Origin of the sequence: Sorangium sp. So ce836 (genome assembly GCF_028553905.1) — a bacterium.
Lineage (GTDB): Bacteria > Myxococcota_A > Polyangia > Polyangiales > Polyangiaceae > Sorangium > Sorangium cellulosum_D.
On record NZ_CP102233.1, the window covers coordinates 2,066,128 to 2,079,574 of the forward strand.

10 protein-coding genes are annotated in these 13,447 nt (G+C 73.0%); 7 read left to right on the forward strand and 3 right to left on the reverse strand.

Annotated elements, in window-relative coordinates:
* Positions 1 to 106: 106 nt before the first annotated feature.
* Positions 107 to 1,492: a DUF1552 domain-containing protein gene (locus tag NQZ70_RS07485; protein WP_129573604.1), complete on the reverse strand. Its 1,386-nt coding sequence runs from the start codon at positions 1,490 to 1,492 to the stop codon at positions 107 to 109.
* Positions 1,492 to 3,198: a DUF1592 domain-containing protein gene (locus tag NQZ70_RS07490; protein ID WP_165373834.1), complete on the reverse strand. Its 1,707-nt coding sequence runs from the start codon at positions 3,196 to 3,198 to the stop codon at positions 1,492 to 1,494. Before NQZ70_RS07490 ends, NQZ70_RS07485 begins: the two co-directional genes overlap by 1 nt.
* A 312-nt stretch (positions 3,199 to 3,510) precedes the next feature.
* Between NQZ70_RS07490 and NQZ70_RS07495 the strand changes: the two genes are divergently transcribed.
* The 3 genes from NQZ70_RS07495 to NQZ70_RS07505 all read left to right on the forward strand — a co-directional run bounded on the left by NQZ70_RS07495 (position 3,511) and on the right by NQZ70_RS07505 (position 8,012).
* Complete coding sequence (locus tag NQZ70_RS07495; protein WP_237245121.1) at positions 3,511 to 4,437, forward strand: hypothetical protein; 927 nt, start codon at positions 3,511 to 3,513, stop codon at positions 4,435 to 4,437.
* Between the two features lies 1 nt (position 4,438).
* Complete coding sequence (locus NQZ70_RS07500) at positions 4,439 to 6,439, forward strand: nucleotide-binding protein (protein WP_129573605.1); 2,001 nt, start codon at positions 4,439 to 4,441, stop codon at positions 6,437 to 6,439.
* Between the two features lie 283 nt (positions 6,440 to 6,722).
* Positions 6,723 to 8,012 carry a glycosyltransferase family 4 protein gene (locus tag NQZ70_RS07505; RefSeq protein ID WP_129573606.1) on the forward strand — a complete coding sequence of 430 codons (1,290 nt, stop codon included), beginning with the start codon at positions 6,723 to 6,725 and terminating at the stop codon, positions 8,010 to 8,012.
* Positions 8,013 to 8,103: 91 nt separating this feature from the next.
* Here NQZ70_RS07505 and NQZ70_RS07510 read toward each other — a convergent pair whose 3' ends face one another.
* Entirely contained in the window at positions 8,104 to 9,612 is a 1,509-nt protein-coding gene (locus NQZ70_RS07510) for a serine/threonine-protein kinase (RefSeq protein ID WP_129573607.1), read from the reverse strand.
* Positions 9,613 to 9,826: 214 nt separating this feature from the next.
* On the opposite strand from NQZ70_RS07510, the gene NQZ70_RS07515 reads away from it, so the two are divergent.
* From NQZ70_RS07515 to NQZ70_RS07530, 4 genes are all read left to right on the forward strand, one after another.
* The gene (locus tag NQZ70_RS07515; RefSeq protein ID WP_129573608.1) at positions 9,827 to 10,432 is read left to right on the forward strand and encodes a DNA-3-methyladenine glycosylase I; all 606 of its coding nucleotides are present in this window, start codon (positions 9,827 to 9,829) and stop codon (positions 10,430 to 10,432) included.
* A complete protein-coding gene (locus NQZ70_RS07520; RefSeq protein WP_257792767.1) occupies positions 10,429 to 10,557 on the forward strand; it encodes a hypothetical protein in 129 nt (42 codons plus the stop codon). The genes NQZ70_RS07515 and NQZ70_RS07520 overlap by 4 nt, the downstream gene beginning before the upstream one ends.
* Positions 10,558 to 10,563: 6 nt before the next feature.
* Entirely contained in the window at positions 10,564 to 11,565 is a 1,002-nt protein-coding gene (locus tag NQZ70_RS07525) for a glycosyltransferase family protein (RefSeq protein WP_129573609.1), read from the forward strand.
* 248 nt (positions 11,566 to 11,813) lie between these two features.
* On the forward strand, positions 11,814 to 13,403 hold the full coding sequence (locus NQZ70_RS07530) for a glycosyltransferase (protein WP_129573610.1): 1,590 nt from the start codon (positions 11,814 to 11,816) through the stop codon (positions 13,401 to 13,403).
* The last annotated feature ends 44 nt before the right edge of the window (positions 13,404 to 13,447 follow it).

Sequence of the window (13,447 nt, forward strand, 5' to 3'; positions counted from 1 at the left end):
GCGCAGCTCGCCGAGCGGCCAGTCGCTCATCCAGCCGGCCTGGGCGTTGGGGGAGCCGCCGCCGCTGCCGGCGTTCCCGGATAGCGCGCCCCCTCGCCCCTGTCCCTCAGCTGGTCAGCCCCTTCAGGGGCCCGGTGCAGTATTTCGGGTCGCCGAACGACTCGGTGTCGACGCCCATCGCCTGCAGCAGCGAGACGAGCAGGTCGTTGTGCCCGACCTGCTTCGCCTGGGAGACGAATCGGCCCGTCTTGAAGTGGCCGGCGGCGCTCCCGGCGAGCACATAAGGGATGTTCTGGCGCAGGTGGTTGCCGTCGGCGTGCTCGTTCGTCCAGAAGATCACCGTGTTGTCGAAGACCGAGCCGTTGCCTTCCGGCATGCTCTTCAGCTTCGCGATGAGGTATGCGAGCTGCTCGGCGTAGAAGCGGCTGATCTTCGTGAGGCGCTGGCGGTTCACCGGGTCGGCGTAGCCGTTGTGCGCCATCGGGTGGTGCCCCTCGGTGATGTCCGGGCCGAGGAAGCTCAGCACCTTTGTCGTCGCGGAGTTCGTGAACTGGAGGCTCGCCACCCGCGTCAGATCGCAGGCGAGGGCCATGGCCATGAGATCCAGCTGGAGCCTCGTGACCTCGGGCATGTTCGCGACCTTGTCCGGGTCGACGTCCGGCGTCAGCTCCGGCGGCGCGCACGCCTCGGAGGTCGGCGCCACGCCGCGGTCGAGGCGCGAAGCGATGTCCTCCACCGACGCGAGGTGCCCCGCGAGCTTCTCCTGATCCGCGGCGCCGAGGCGCCGCTGCAACCGCTTGTAGTCGGCGGCCACCTTGTCGAGCACCGCCCTGCGCTGCTCGGTCTTCTTCGTCGCCGTCTCGGGCGTGACCGCCAGATCGGAGAAGAGGCGGTCGAACGCGGCGTAAGGGCTGTTCTCCGGCGGCAGCGGCTGCGCCGGGCCGCGGTAGGCGATGCGCGCGCCCACGTTCGCCCCGTAGACGAGCACGCCGAGCTCCAGCGACAGGAACTTGGTCCTCGTGCCGATGTGGTTCGCGATCTCCTGGTCGACCGAGATGCCGTCGGCCCAGCCGCACGACAGCCCCGCGTCGCCGGGGAAATCGCCCTCCTGCATCGGCCGCGCGGTCAGGCACTGCCCCGTGCCCTTCTGGTGCGCGTCGCCCGGCCCCGTGAGCGCCGACAGCGCGCTCACGTTGCCGAGGACCAGCAGATCCTCGTTGTGGTCCTTGAGCGGCGCCAGGATGGGCGACAGCTCCTCGCCGTTCTTGAGCTGCGACGACGACGGCCAGAAGTCCGGCGGGACGGTGCCGTTCGGCGTGTAGATGACGACGAAGCGCTTCGGGAACTCGGCCCCGAACGCGGCCCGCCCGGTCTGCTCCGACGCGGGGGCGAGCCGCTTCGAGCAGCCCATCACCTCGAGGAACGGCAGCGCGAGCGCCGCGCCGCCGAGGCCCCGGAGCACGGCGCGGCGGCTGAGTCGGAACGGCTTCATCACGGCTCTCCTTCTGCGCCGCCCTCTGCGGCGCCTGCTGCGCGGATCATGCGCCGGTAGCGGAACGCGTCGGTCTGGGTGAGCGCCACGAGCAGCGCCCGGATGTTGTACCCGGACGCCTCGAACGCCTGCGTCGCCTGCGCGAGGCTGCAGCCGTCCTCGCTCTGCTCGGCGCGGCCGTAGCCGAAGCGGAACCACTGCTTCACCACGCACGCGCGCACCTGCTCGCTCTGCGCGAGCCGGTGCGCGAGCTCGACCGCCCCGTCGAACGGACCGTCGATGTCGGTCTGCGTGAGCTCGCCGCTCGCGTCGACAGGGATGCCGTTCTCGGCGTCGCGCCAGCGGCCGAGCGCGTCGTAGTGCTCGAAGCCGAACCCGATCGGGTCGAGCAGCGCGTGGCAGCTCTTGCACCCCGGATCCGAGACGTGCTGGGCGAACTGCTCGCGGGTCGTCTTCGTCGGGTCCACCATGGGCGGCTCCGGGACCACGTCCGGCGGCGGCGGCGGGATCTGGCAGAGCAGGCTCTGGCGCACGAACCGGCCGCGGTGGACCGGCGAGGACCGGTTCGGCTTCGCGTAGAGCGCGAGCAGCCCGGCGTGCGTCACGAAGCCGGCGCGCTGCGACGGATCGAGCTCGACCCGCTCGAACGCGTCGCCCTTCGGCCCGCCCTTGACGCCGTAGAACGCGGCGAGCTCCCGGTTCATCATCGAGTACGGCGCCGTGAACAGCGCGCTCACGCCCGCGTCCTCTTCGAAGATCGCGTGGTCCAGGAACGCCTCGGTCTCGGCCTGGAAGAGCGGCAAGAGCTCGTCGTCGTACTCGGGGTAGAGCTCCGGATCCTTCCCGCCCGCGGCGATCTCGTCGATCTTCGCGAGCCCGAGCCACTGGCGGTGGAAGCTCTTCACGGCCTCGCGCGCCCGCGGGTCCTCCAGCATGCGCCGCGCCTGGGCCTCGATCTCCGCGGCGGTGCCGAGCGCCCCCTGCTCGGCGGCGGCGAAGAGCGCGCCGTCGGGCATCGTGCCCCAGAGCAGGTAGGAGAGACGCGAGGCGATCTCGTAGGACGTGAGCGGCACGACGTCGTCCTCCACCGGATCCGGCATGCCGAGCTCGACCCGGTAGAGGAAGTGCGGCGACTGCAGCATCGCCTGGAGGACGAGCGCGAGGCCGGTCGACGCGTCGTCGGGCGCGTCCCCGAGGGCGATCCCGCGCCGGAAGAGCGCGACGAAGTCGGCGATCTCGTCCTCGGCGAGGGGCCGCCGGAACGCCCGCTTGCCGAACGACGCGACGAGCGCCGCGACCTCGCCGCGGCACGCCTCGCCCGCCGCGGCCTCGAGGCACGCGGGCGCCTCGCGGACGAGCTTGCCCACCGCGCGCGCCGCGACGCCCTCGGCCGCCGTCATGTACTGCTCGGCGAGCAGCGGGCTCACCACGAGCGCCGCCGCCTGGTTGTTGAAGCCGAGCGACTCCTCTTCTGGCACGAAGCCCTTCGCAGGGCGGCTGTCGTCGCCCAGGAGATCGAAGATCGTGTTGTCGTACTCCGCGCGGGTCATCCGGCGGAGCGGCGACTCGCCGGGCTCGATCGCGGTGCACAGCGGGGCCGTCGCCTCTCCGTCTCCATCGTGCGCGGGCAAATCGCCGTATTGACCTGTGCAGGAGGCGAGGAGGAGCAGGCCGATGGGCCAGCGGAGACTTCGTGGTTCAGCCATGATGCCTCGTCAGCGAGCGCGGGGAGGAGCCGACGGCGGGATCGCGCGCCGCCGTGCCGCGCGCGCCCTCTCGCCATCTTCCGGGGAGCCTATGGCAATCCGCTCCTCCAGGATAGGCGCCGCGCGAGGAGAGGGCGAATCAAGTGGGAGCTTGGGGCCGATGCGATCCTCCCATGCGCGCTCGCCTTACCGCGGGCGCGCTGTGTGGCGGTTTGTCGCAAACGACCCCGGATCGCCGCGGGATGTCGCCGACTCGGTCTCTCGAAAGCGACGCTCGACCCGCGACGTGAAGAGCGACTATGCTCGCGCTCGATGCCAACGAGGCGCACGCTCGCCTGTCCTTTGTTTCCCGCGCAATCGCGGCGCCGCGCGCGCCGCTCCCATGCGGCCGCGCTGCTCGGCGCGGCGCTCGCCGCGCTCGCCGCGCCCCCGTCCGCGCGCGCCGCCGAGGTCGCGGCGGCGCTCCGCCCCGAGGCCGCGGAGCGCGACGAGGGGCGCGCTCCGCCTGACGCGGGGGCCGCCGTGGGGACCGAGCTCTTCAGCGCTGGAGTCGATCTCGAGATCGCAGGTCGTACGCTGTCCTATACGGATCTGCTCTCCGAGAACCTCCGCACCTACGAGGTGCTCGGCGTGCCCATACCGTCGCTCCGGGCGGAGCTGTACCCGCTCGCGCGCAGCGCCTTGCCGGTGCTCCGCGATCTCGGGATCGCCCTCTCGTACGCGCGCGCCGTCGGCCTCGACTCGGAGGGCGCCGGGGGAGCGAGCGTATCGACCTCCTTCAGCCGGCTGCACGCCGGCCTCAAGGGCCGTTATCGCCCTGCTGGCCAGGCTGGGCCGGTCCTGTTCGCGAGCGGCGGACTCTGCTGGACCGACTTCGACGTCGCGCCGACCGGCGACCCGTCGCGCGACGCAGCGGCGGTGTCTTACGTCGCCCTGCGCCTCGGCGCGGACGGCCGCCTCCCTGTCGGCCCGGTCGCGCTGGAGGCGGGCGCGGGCTACCAGGCGCCGCTCTCGATGGGCGCCCTCGCGTCGTATTTCCGCGAGCCCAGCGCCGGCGGCGTCGACCTCCGCGTCGCGGTCGCCGTCCCGTTCGCGCCGGGGCTCGAGGCGCGCGCCGGGGCGTCGTATGCGCGGTTCTTCTATGACTTCGACTCCGAGCCCGGGGACCCGTACATCGCCGGCGGGGCGCTCGATCAGCTCTTCGGCGCTCACCTGGGGGTTGCTTATTATGGGTACTGAGGTGCGCGGAGCGCGCGCGGCGCGCCGCGCGTCCGGCCTCCGCCGCGGCTTCTGGGCGGCGGCCGCGCTCGCCGCGCCGGCCTTGCCGCTGCTCGCGGGGTGTCCCGGCAGGATCGACGACAAAACGCGGTTCGAGACGCCCGACGACCGCCCGCCGGCCGGCTGCGCCGACGTGCCTTCGGCGTTCGCCGAGCGCTGCGGCGGCGCGAGCTGCCACGGCCCGGGCGAGCCCGCGGCCGCCCTCGACCTCGTCACGCTCGGCGTCGGCGATCGCGTCGTCGGGCGCCCGGCCCAGAGCTGCGCGGGGGTGCTCGCCGACCCCGACCGGCCGGAGAAGAGCGTGCTCTACGCGAAGCTCACGGACGCGCCGTCCTGCGGCGCGCGCATGCCGCTCGGCGGGCTCCCGTACTCGTCCGAGGAGCTCGCGTGCGTGGCCGCGTGGATCGCGGAGCTCGCGCCGGCCGCGTGCAGCGGCCCCGACTGCGGCTGTCCCGGGTGCGTGTGCGCGCCCGGCGCGCAGGAGGCGTGCTACTCCGGCTCGGAGGAGACGCGCGGCGTCGGGCGCTGCGCGGACGGCACCCGCACCTGCAACGCCGAGGGCACCTCGTGGGGCCCGTGCACCGGCGAGGTCCTGCCCGCGTTCGACGCGTGCGACACGCCCGAGGACGAGGACTGCGACGGGCGCGCGCCCGCCTGCGAGGAGGTGTGGAGCCGCGCCTTCGGCGACGCGAACGGCCAGTACGCCCGCGCCGTCGCCGTCGACGCGGACAGGAACGTGATCGTCGCCGGCCAGATGGAGGGCACCGTCGACTTCGGCGGCGGCCCGCTCACGGCCACGGGCGCCGACGCGTTCGTGGCGAAGTTCGACAAGTTCGGCACCCACCTCTGGAGCAAGCGCTTCGCGGGCGACGGCAACCAGTTCGCGATGGCGCTCGCGGTCGACCCGGCCGGCGACATCGTCGTGGCGGGCCGCGCGTTCGGCAGCGTCGACCTCGGCGGCGGCGTGCTCGTGTCGCACGGGGCCGACGACGTGTTCGTCGCCAAGCTCGACGGAGACGGCGAGCACGTCTGGAGCCGGATGATCGGCGGATCCGGCGCGGACCGCTGCGATCGCGTCGCCGTCGATCCGGCGGGCGGCGTCCTCGTGGCGGGCGGCTTCCACGGCGAGGTCGACGTCGGCGGCGCCGTGCTCACGAGCGCGGGCCTGCGCGACGCCTTCGTGCTGCGGCTCGCCCCGGGGGACGGCCGCACGCTGCTCGCCCTGCGCGCCGGCGACGAGGGCGACGACTACGCCCACGGGATCGCGGCCGACGCGGACGGCAACCTGCTCGTCGCGGGTCATTTCTCGGGCTCGATCGATCTCGGCGGGGCGCCGCTGGTGAGCGCGGGGCTCTCGGACGTCTTCCTGGCCAAGCTCGGCCCCTCGGGCGACCACCTGTGGAGCGCCCGGTTCGGCGGCGCCGAGGCCGACGAGGCCCACGACGTCGCGGTTCACGGGGCGACGGGCGACGTGGTGCTCACGGGCACGTTCGCGTCGACCATCGACTTCGGCGGCGGGCGGCTGACGAGCGCCGGCGGGCGGGACCTGTACGTCGCCCGGCTCTCCAGCGACGGCGCGCACGTCCTGAGCCGGCGCTTCGGCGACGCGGAGGACCAGCTGCTCACCGACTTCGAGACGGGCGCGCGCGCGAGCGCCGACGTGGACGCCGGCGGCAACATCGTGCTCGCGGGGCCGCTCTTCGGCGCGGCGGACTTCGGCGGCGGGCTGCTGAAGAGCCGGGGCAAGACCGACGTTTACCTGGTCAAGCTCGGCCCCTCGGGCGCTCACCTGTTCAGCTCGCTGTTCGGAGACGGTCAGACGCAGGTCGGCCTGGACGTCACGGCGGACTCAGGAGGGAGCGTGCTGCTCGCCGGCCGCTTCTACGGCAAGCTCAACTTCGGTCAGGGGGCGCTCTCGGGCGCGGGCCAGGGGGATGCGTTTCTGACGAAACTTTCCCTCTAGCCCCCGGTTGTAAAATTGGCGCACTGATGTACAAACCCGCTGTCTGCTGAACTGTCTCACGCAAGCGACCCCATCCGACCCTGTGCAAATTTGCCTCGCCTGAGGCAGGCTGGATGCTCGCTTGCTGCTGGCGCGGGCCCGCTGCTGCCATTCCGGCCTCGTTTCCAGCTTCTCCGAGGTGGCATGTTCTCTGCTGACCGTGGCTCGACCGCGCGCGAGCCGCGCACCCCCCTATTTGGAGGACTCCTGTCGAGCCTGCGGGCGAGTCCGGAGGAGCAGAGGTATGCGCATCCTGCTTATCACAAAGGTCTTCCCGAACGCGATGAACCCCGGCCAGGCGCCGTTCAACCGGCGGCAGTTCGCCGCGCTGTCGCGTTATTGTGACATCGACGTCTTCGCCACCATCCCCTGGTTTCCGGGAGCTTCCAGGTTCTCCAAGTGGTCAATCGCGGACAACGCGCCTCGCGAGGAGGTGATCGAGGGATTGCCGGTGCGCCACCCGCGGTTCCTGTACCTGCCGAAGGTCGCGCCGTACCTCAACGGCCCGCTCTACGCGGCCTCGATGCTCTTCGAGCTCGCGCGGCACCACCCGGCGCCGGACGTGATCGTCGGATCGTTCGCCTACCCGGACGGCTTCGCCGCGGTGTGCCTGGCGGAGCTGCTCGGCGTCCCGGCCGTCGTCAAGGTGCACGGCTCGGACATCGACGTGCTCTCCCAGCAGCCGGCGGTGCGGCCCGCGCTAGAGTGGGGGCTCCGGCGCGCGACGCGCGTCGTCGCCGTGAGCAAGCAGCTCGCCGAGGGGGTCCACGCGCTCGGCGTCCCGCGCGATCGCATCGACGTCGTCATGAACGGCGTCGATCGCGCCATGTTCCGGCCGCGCGACCGGGGCGAGGCCCGCGCCGCCCTGGGCCGCGCCGCGGACCGCCGGACGCTGCTCTACGTCGGCCACCTGCTCCGCGACAAGGGCGCGCTCGACGCGATCGCCGCCTTCGAGCGGGTCGCCGCGGCGCACCCGGACATCGACCTCGTGCTGGTCGGGAGCGGCGCCGACGAGCAGGCCTGCCGCGCGGCGGCGGAGCGGCTCGGCGACCGCGTCCTCTTGACGGGCCGCCAGCCGCACGACCAGGTGGCGCGCTGGGTCGCCGCCTGCGATGCGCTGGTGCTGCCGAGCCACCACGAGGGCACGCCCAACGTCGTGATCGAGTCGATCGCGTCCGGCCGCCGCGTGGTGGCGACGCGGGTCGGCGGCATCCCCGACGTGCTGAGCAGCCCCGAGCTCGGCGAGCTCGTCTCGCCCGGCGATCTGCCCGCGCTGTCCCGGGCCATGGTGCGCGCGGCGTACGCGCCGTACGATCCCGAGCGGATCGCGGCGATCTCGGGGTGCAAGGGGTGGGACGAGAGCGCCCGCGCCTTCTACGACTCGATCCTCGCCGCGCGGGGCGAGCGGCCGCTGCCGGCGGTGGTCGAGAAGCGCCCGGTGCTCCAGCTCGACGGGCAGCCCCCTCCGTCCGCGCGCTGGGCGCCGCCGCCCGCCTCGCGGCGGTTCCCCGAGGTCGCGGTCGGCCAGGCCTGAGGCGGCCGCGCGGCGCGGGGTCAGCCAGGCCTGAAGGCGCGCGGCGGCGGCCTGAAGGCGCAGGGCGGCCCCGCGCTGGCCGGGGTCCGCCTCAGGCCACCGGCACGGCCTTGTCGGGCCGCAGGCGCACGGTGGGGCCGGGATCCGGGGGCGGGGGCTCGGCGCGCGGCATCGCGGCGCGCGCGGCCCAGAAGCTCCGCGCGTCCTCCGGCGTCCAGGGCGGCTCCGGCGCGCACGCCTCGAGCGCGGCGAGCAGCTCGCGCGCGCTCTGGTATCGGTCGCCGGGCCGCTTGGCGAGGCACCGCATCACCACCTCTTCCAGCTCCGACGAGAGCGGCCACGGCGCGCGGAGCGACGGCGGGATCGGCGGCATCGTCATGTGGGAGTAGACGAGCTTGCCGAAGCTCCGGCCGTCGAACGGGGCCACCCCCGTCAGCAGGTAATAGAGCGTGACCCCGAGCGAGTAGATGTCGCTGCGCGCGTCGACCGCGCCGGCCGAGATCATCTCCGGGGACATGTAGGTCGGCGTTCCCTTGATCACGCCGACGTCCGTCATGCTCGCGTCCCCTTCGAGGGTCACCTGCTTCGCGATCCCGAAGTCGAGCACCTTGAGCACGTCTTGCTCGTCGCCGACGCGCGTGATGTAGAGGTTGTGCGGCTTGATGTCGCGGTGGATGACGCCCGCGTCGTGCGCCTCCGCCAGCGAGAGGCAGATCTGCCGCGCGAAGTGCACGACGCGCGAGGGGGGCATCGGGCCGTGATCGCGCACCAGGGTGGCCAGGTCGGCGCCGGCCAGGTGCTCCATCGCGATGTAGAAGATGCCGTCGCTGCTCGCCCCGAAATCGAAGATCCGGATGGTGTGCGGCGACGTGAGCCGGCTCGTCGCGCGCGCCTCGCGCTCGAAGCTGCGCACGTCGCCCTCGGACTTGCTCTCGCTGCGGAGCAGCTTCAGCGCCACGTCGCGGCGGAGCGACTCGTCCCACGCGAGCCACACCTCGTTCTGCCCGCCCCGGCCGACCGGCGCCACGAGCCGGTAGCGGCCGAGCTTGCGGGCCTCGTAGACCTGCTGGCGCGCCGACCAGAGGCCGTGGCTCGCCGCCGACACGAGGATCGCGGTGGCGAGCACGAAGATGTAGTTGCAGGCGAACACCACGAGCGACCGCGGCGACGTCCACTGCGCCGCGAGCGACGGGTCGAGCGACGCCCCCGCGCCCATGATGATCGGGAAGCTGAGCGCCACGGGGAGCGTCATCCGCAGCGAGCGCGTGAAGTGCGTGGGCAGGATCGTCGCGTCGACGAGCATCACGATCGACAGCCCGTGCATGTAGTTCCAGGTGAGATCCCCGAACTCCAGGGCCATCACCGAGATCAGCCCCCCCGTGCTCCAGACCGCGAACACGTGGGCCGCGTCGAGGAGCTCGGCCGAGGTCTGCTCGCGCCGCGCGAGGAGGTAGAGCCAGAGCAGGATGATCTCGCCGAGCAGCCGGTAGAGCAGCAGCCGCGCGATGGAGGCGCTCGGAAACACCGCCAGCACGACGAACACGTCGAGCGCCGCGAAGGTGGGCCAGGTCACCAGCGCGGTGGGGAGGCCCCGCGCCATCGCGCGGCGCTCCTCCGTCGAGCTCGGGCCGGAGGCTCCCTGGGATCCCGTCGGATGAGAGCTGCTCGAGGCGTTCATGGTGCGGCGCGGCCCAGGGTGCAGGCCGCATTGGAGCGCTGCGCTGGCGGGGAGTCAAAGCGCACGTCGCCCCCGCGGAGCGGCGAGCGCGATCGCGCGGAATCGCGCGGAGAGGAAGCTGCTACAGTGCCGCGCGATGCCGGAGCGATGCCCGTGGGTGACCGCGGATCCCGAGTATGTCGCCTACCACGACGAGCAGTGGGGCGTGCCGCTGCACGACGACCAGGCGCTCTTCGAGATGCTGATCCTCGAGGGCGCGCAGGCGGGGCTCAGCTGGCTCACCGTGCTGCGCAAGCGCGCGGCGTACCGCGAGGCGTTCGCGGGCTTCGACCCGGCCCGCGTGGCCCGCTTCACGCCCGCGCGCGTCGAGGAGCTCCTCGCGAACCCCGGGATCGTGCGCAACCGGCTCAAGGTCGCGTCGGCCGTCGTCAACGCGCAGCGCTTCCTCGAGGTGCAGCGCGAGCACGGCAGCTTCGACGCGTACCTCTGGGGCTTCGTCGGCGGCGCGCCCGTGGTCAACGCGTTCCGCGCGCTCGCGGAGGTCCCGGCGAAGACGGAGGTCTCGGACGCGCTCAGCAAGGATCTCGCGCGCCGCGGCTTCAAGTTCGTCGGCTCGACCATCTGCTATGCGCTCATGCAGGCGACCGGGATGGTCAACGATCACCTCGTGGGCTGCTTCCGGTACGAGCAGGTGAAGGCCATCGCCGGCGCTCGGGCCGGCTCGGGGAAGAAGCGGAGATGAAGCAGGGGAGCGCGCGCGTGATCCTCGACAGGCAGCACGACCACCGCGACCGGGCGCTCTGCGGCGCCGGCGTCCCGGTGGGCGGTCACCCGCGCGGGCGATGCGCCGCGCCGCGCGAGCCCTGACGTCCCGTGGCGAAGATCGGCTACTACGTCCACGGCCGCGGGCGCGGGCACGCGAGCCGCGCGCTCGCGATCGCGGGAGCCCTCCGCGAGCGCGGCCACGAGCTCAGGATCTACGGCGGCGGCCAGGCGGCGGACCTGCTCGGCGCCCTCCCGGAGCACCGCCTCGTCCGGCCCATCTACCCCGGCCTCGGGGGCGTCATCGAGCTCCCGCGCCGCCTCGCCAAGGAGCTCGTCGAGCAGGCGGATTTCCGGCCCGACGCCCTCCTGAGCGACGGCGACGTGCCCTCGCTGCTCGCCGCCCGCGCGCTCGGGATCCCCGCGGTCGCGCTCGGCCACGACCTCCTCTTCAAGCGCTGCCGCCTGCCCGAGGCGCTGCCGCGCCTCGATGTGCTCGCCTGCCGCCGGACCACGTGGGCCGTCACCCGGCGGACCTACGCGGTCGCCGTCCACTTCCTGCCCGCCGAGCCGGCGATGCCGCGCACGATCGTCGCGCGCCCGGCGCCGCGGCGGCCGCCCGCGGGCGCGGGGCAGGGGATCGAGCCCGGCGCCGTCGTCTGCTACTTCCGCGATCGCAACGCGCGGGCGGCGATCGAGCTCGTCGCGGCCGGCGGGCGGCGCGTGATCGCGTTCGGCGACCCGGACCTCCGCGTGCCCGGGGTGCGGGCGATGCCGTTCGACAGCCGCGATTTCCTCGCCCACCTCGCCGCCGCGTCCGCCGTCGTGGCCTCGGCCGGGAGCAACCTGCTCGCCGAGTGCGTCCTCGCGGGCAAGCCCGTGCTCGCCCTCCACGAACGGCGCGATCACGAGCAGGCGCTCAACGCGAGCCTGGCCGCGGCCGCGGGGGTCGCCGTCGCGAGCTCGTTCGCGTCGCTCTCGTCGCGCTGCGTGGCGCGCTTCTTCGAGCGCGTCCGCGCAGGCGACTTCGCGCGCGTCGACCTCGCGGGCTCGCTGCCGGACGCGCCCTCGGCCGTGCTCGCCATGCTTGATGAGGCGCGCCGAATGGCCTAGGTGCATCGCCGCGTTCGCACTCGCGCGACGATGGCAGGTGGTGAGATAGGCACGAGGTTTGCTAAACGTCCCCGTCGATTCGGAGTGACGAGGGCGAGGAATCGCTGCTGTGGCGAGCAGCAGGCTGCGCTCGCGGGCGCAGGACGACACGGCTGCCAGGAGCGCGACACGAACGTCATATCGCCCGTCGCGCCGCGCGCGCCGGCCGTTGACGAAGGGCTGCGCCGCTTCTCGAAGGAGCAACGAAGATGACCATGGATGCAATTCGGCCGCTGGGTGAGCACCGCATCGATCGCGCACAGCACGAGGCGATCGCGTCGGTGCGCCACGCTCCATCGACGGGATCGGCGCGGGGAGGGCATTCCCCCGCCCGGGCGCAGGCGGCTCTTCCTGAAAATCCCTTCGCTGCCCTCTCCGGAGCCAACGGGCGGCCGCTCAAGGTCGCCATCCTCAGCGACTTCACGCGCATTCCTTACGCGAACGGGGCGGTCTTCCAGACGCGGGCCCTGTATCGCGCGCTCAACACCTGTGGTCACCAGGCAACACTGATCGGACCCCGGGATCCGGACGCCTCGGCCGACGAGATGCCCCCCGGCACCGTCGCCCTGCCGAGCGTGCCGCTGCGCACCTATCCGGGGGTGCACCTGCCGATGCCCCTGGAGTCCTTCGTGTTCGATCCGATGCGGTGGGATTTCGACATCTGCTTCGCCCAGACCACGACGCTCCTGGTCGAGTTCGGCATCTGGTTGCGCAAGATGCGCGGAATCCCGCTGCTCTGCGTGAACACGACGCACCTCGCGGCCGCGTACGACGTGCTCCTGCCCGAGCGCGTGTCCCGGATCGGCGCGGTCCACACGGTGCTCCACAAGACGCTGCGCGCCCCGATGGAGCGGCTCTTCGTGGATCTCTACAACCAGGGCGACGGGCTCGTCGTGCTGAGCGAGGGTCTGCGCGACTACTGGCGCGAACGGGGGGTGGCGGTGCCCATCCACGTCATCCCGCGGATGGTCCCCGAGGACGTGTTCGATCGCCCGCTCGGCCCCGACCCGTACGCGCCGCTGCTCGAGGAGCGCGGGCTCGACGTGCGCGGCCCGCGCTTCGTCTGCGCCGGGCGCCACACGCGCGAGAAGTCGCAGCACCGCCTGATCCGCATCTTCGCCGAGCACATCGCCCCGCACCACCCGCAGGCGACGCTCACGCTGGTCGGCGACGGGCCCGACAGCGCGGCGTACGCGGCGCTCGCGCGGGAGCTCGGCGTCGCCCGGCGGGTCATCATGACGGGCGAGGTGCCGTACAGCCGCATCTCGGACTACTACCGGCACGCGACCGCCTTCCTGCACGCGTCGCTGAGCGAGACGTTCGGCAACGTGCTCAGCGAGGCGCTCTGGTGCGGCACCCCGACGGTGGCGTTCGCCGACGGCATGGGCGTGAGCTCGCAGATCCAGAGCGGCTACAACGGCCTGCTGCTCGATCCCGGCCGCGGGGCGCTCGCGGAGGACAGGGCGAACGCCGCGTTCGGCAACGCCGCGCTCGCGCTCGCGCGCGACCCGCAGGCGGCCGCGCGGCTGGGGAGCGCGGCCGCGCAGCGCGCGCGCGAGCGGTCCTCGCCGATCGTGGTGCAGCGGATGCTCGCGAACGCCTTCGTGAACGCGCGCGAGCACGCCCGGGAGGCCGGGATCCGGCCGCTCGTCGAGGGGCCGAAGGCGCTCCAGTGGCTGGAGACTTTTCGGCACTTCCGCTCGTGGGTGGGTTTCACCGGCGGCCTGTTCGCCTTCGGACACCTGCGCCCGGCCGCGGCGCCGCGGCCGAAGGGCATCCAGCCGTCGTTCTGCGCGTGAGGTCCTTCTCGCCATTGACCGCCGTGCGCGCCTTCCGCGCGTGG

What these genes read in the sequence shown, in the direction of transcription:
- NQZ70_RS07485 (WP_129573604.1), bottom strand. Translation starts at nt 1,492, where the DNA reads ATGAAGCCGTTCCGACTCAGCCGCCGCGCCGTGCTCCGGGGCCTCGGC.
- NQZ70_RS07490 (WP_165373834.1), bottom strand. Translation starts at nt 3,198, where the DNA reads ATGGCTGAACCACGAAGTCTCCGCTGGCCCATCGGCCTGCTCCTCCTC.
- NQZ70_RS07495 (WP_237245121.1), top strand. Translation starts at nt 3,511, where the DNA reads ATGCCAACGAGGCGCACGCTCGCCTGTCCTTTGTTTCCCGCGCAATCG.
- NQZ70_RS07505 (WP_129573606.1), top strand. Translation starts at nt 6,723, where the DNA reads ATGCGCATCCTGCTTATCACAAAGGTCTTCCCGAACGCGATGAACCCC.
- NQZ70_RS07510 (WP_129573607.1), bottom strand. Translation starts at nt 9,612, where the DNA reads ATGGCGCGGGGCCTCCCCACCGCGCTGGTGACCTGGCCCACCTTCGCG.
- NQZ70_RS07515 (WP_129573608.1), top strand. Translation starts at nt 9,827, where the DNA reads ATGCCGGAGCGATGCCCGTGGGTGACCGCGGATCCCGAGTATGTCGCC.
- NQZ70_RS07520 (WP_257792767.1), top strand. Translation starts at nt 10,429, where the DNA reads ATGAAGCAGGGGAGCGCGCGCGTGATCCTCGACAGGCAGCACGACCAC.
- NQZ70_RS07530 (WP_129573610.1), top strand. Translation starts at nt 11,814, where the DNA reads ATGACCATGGATGCAATTCGGCCGCTGGGTGAGCACCGCATCGATCGC.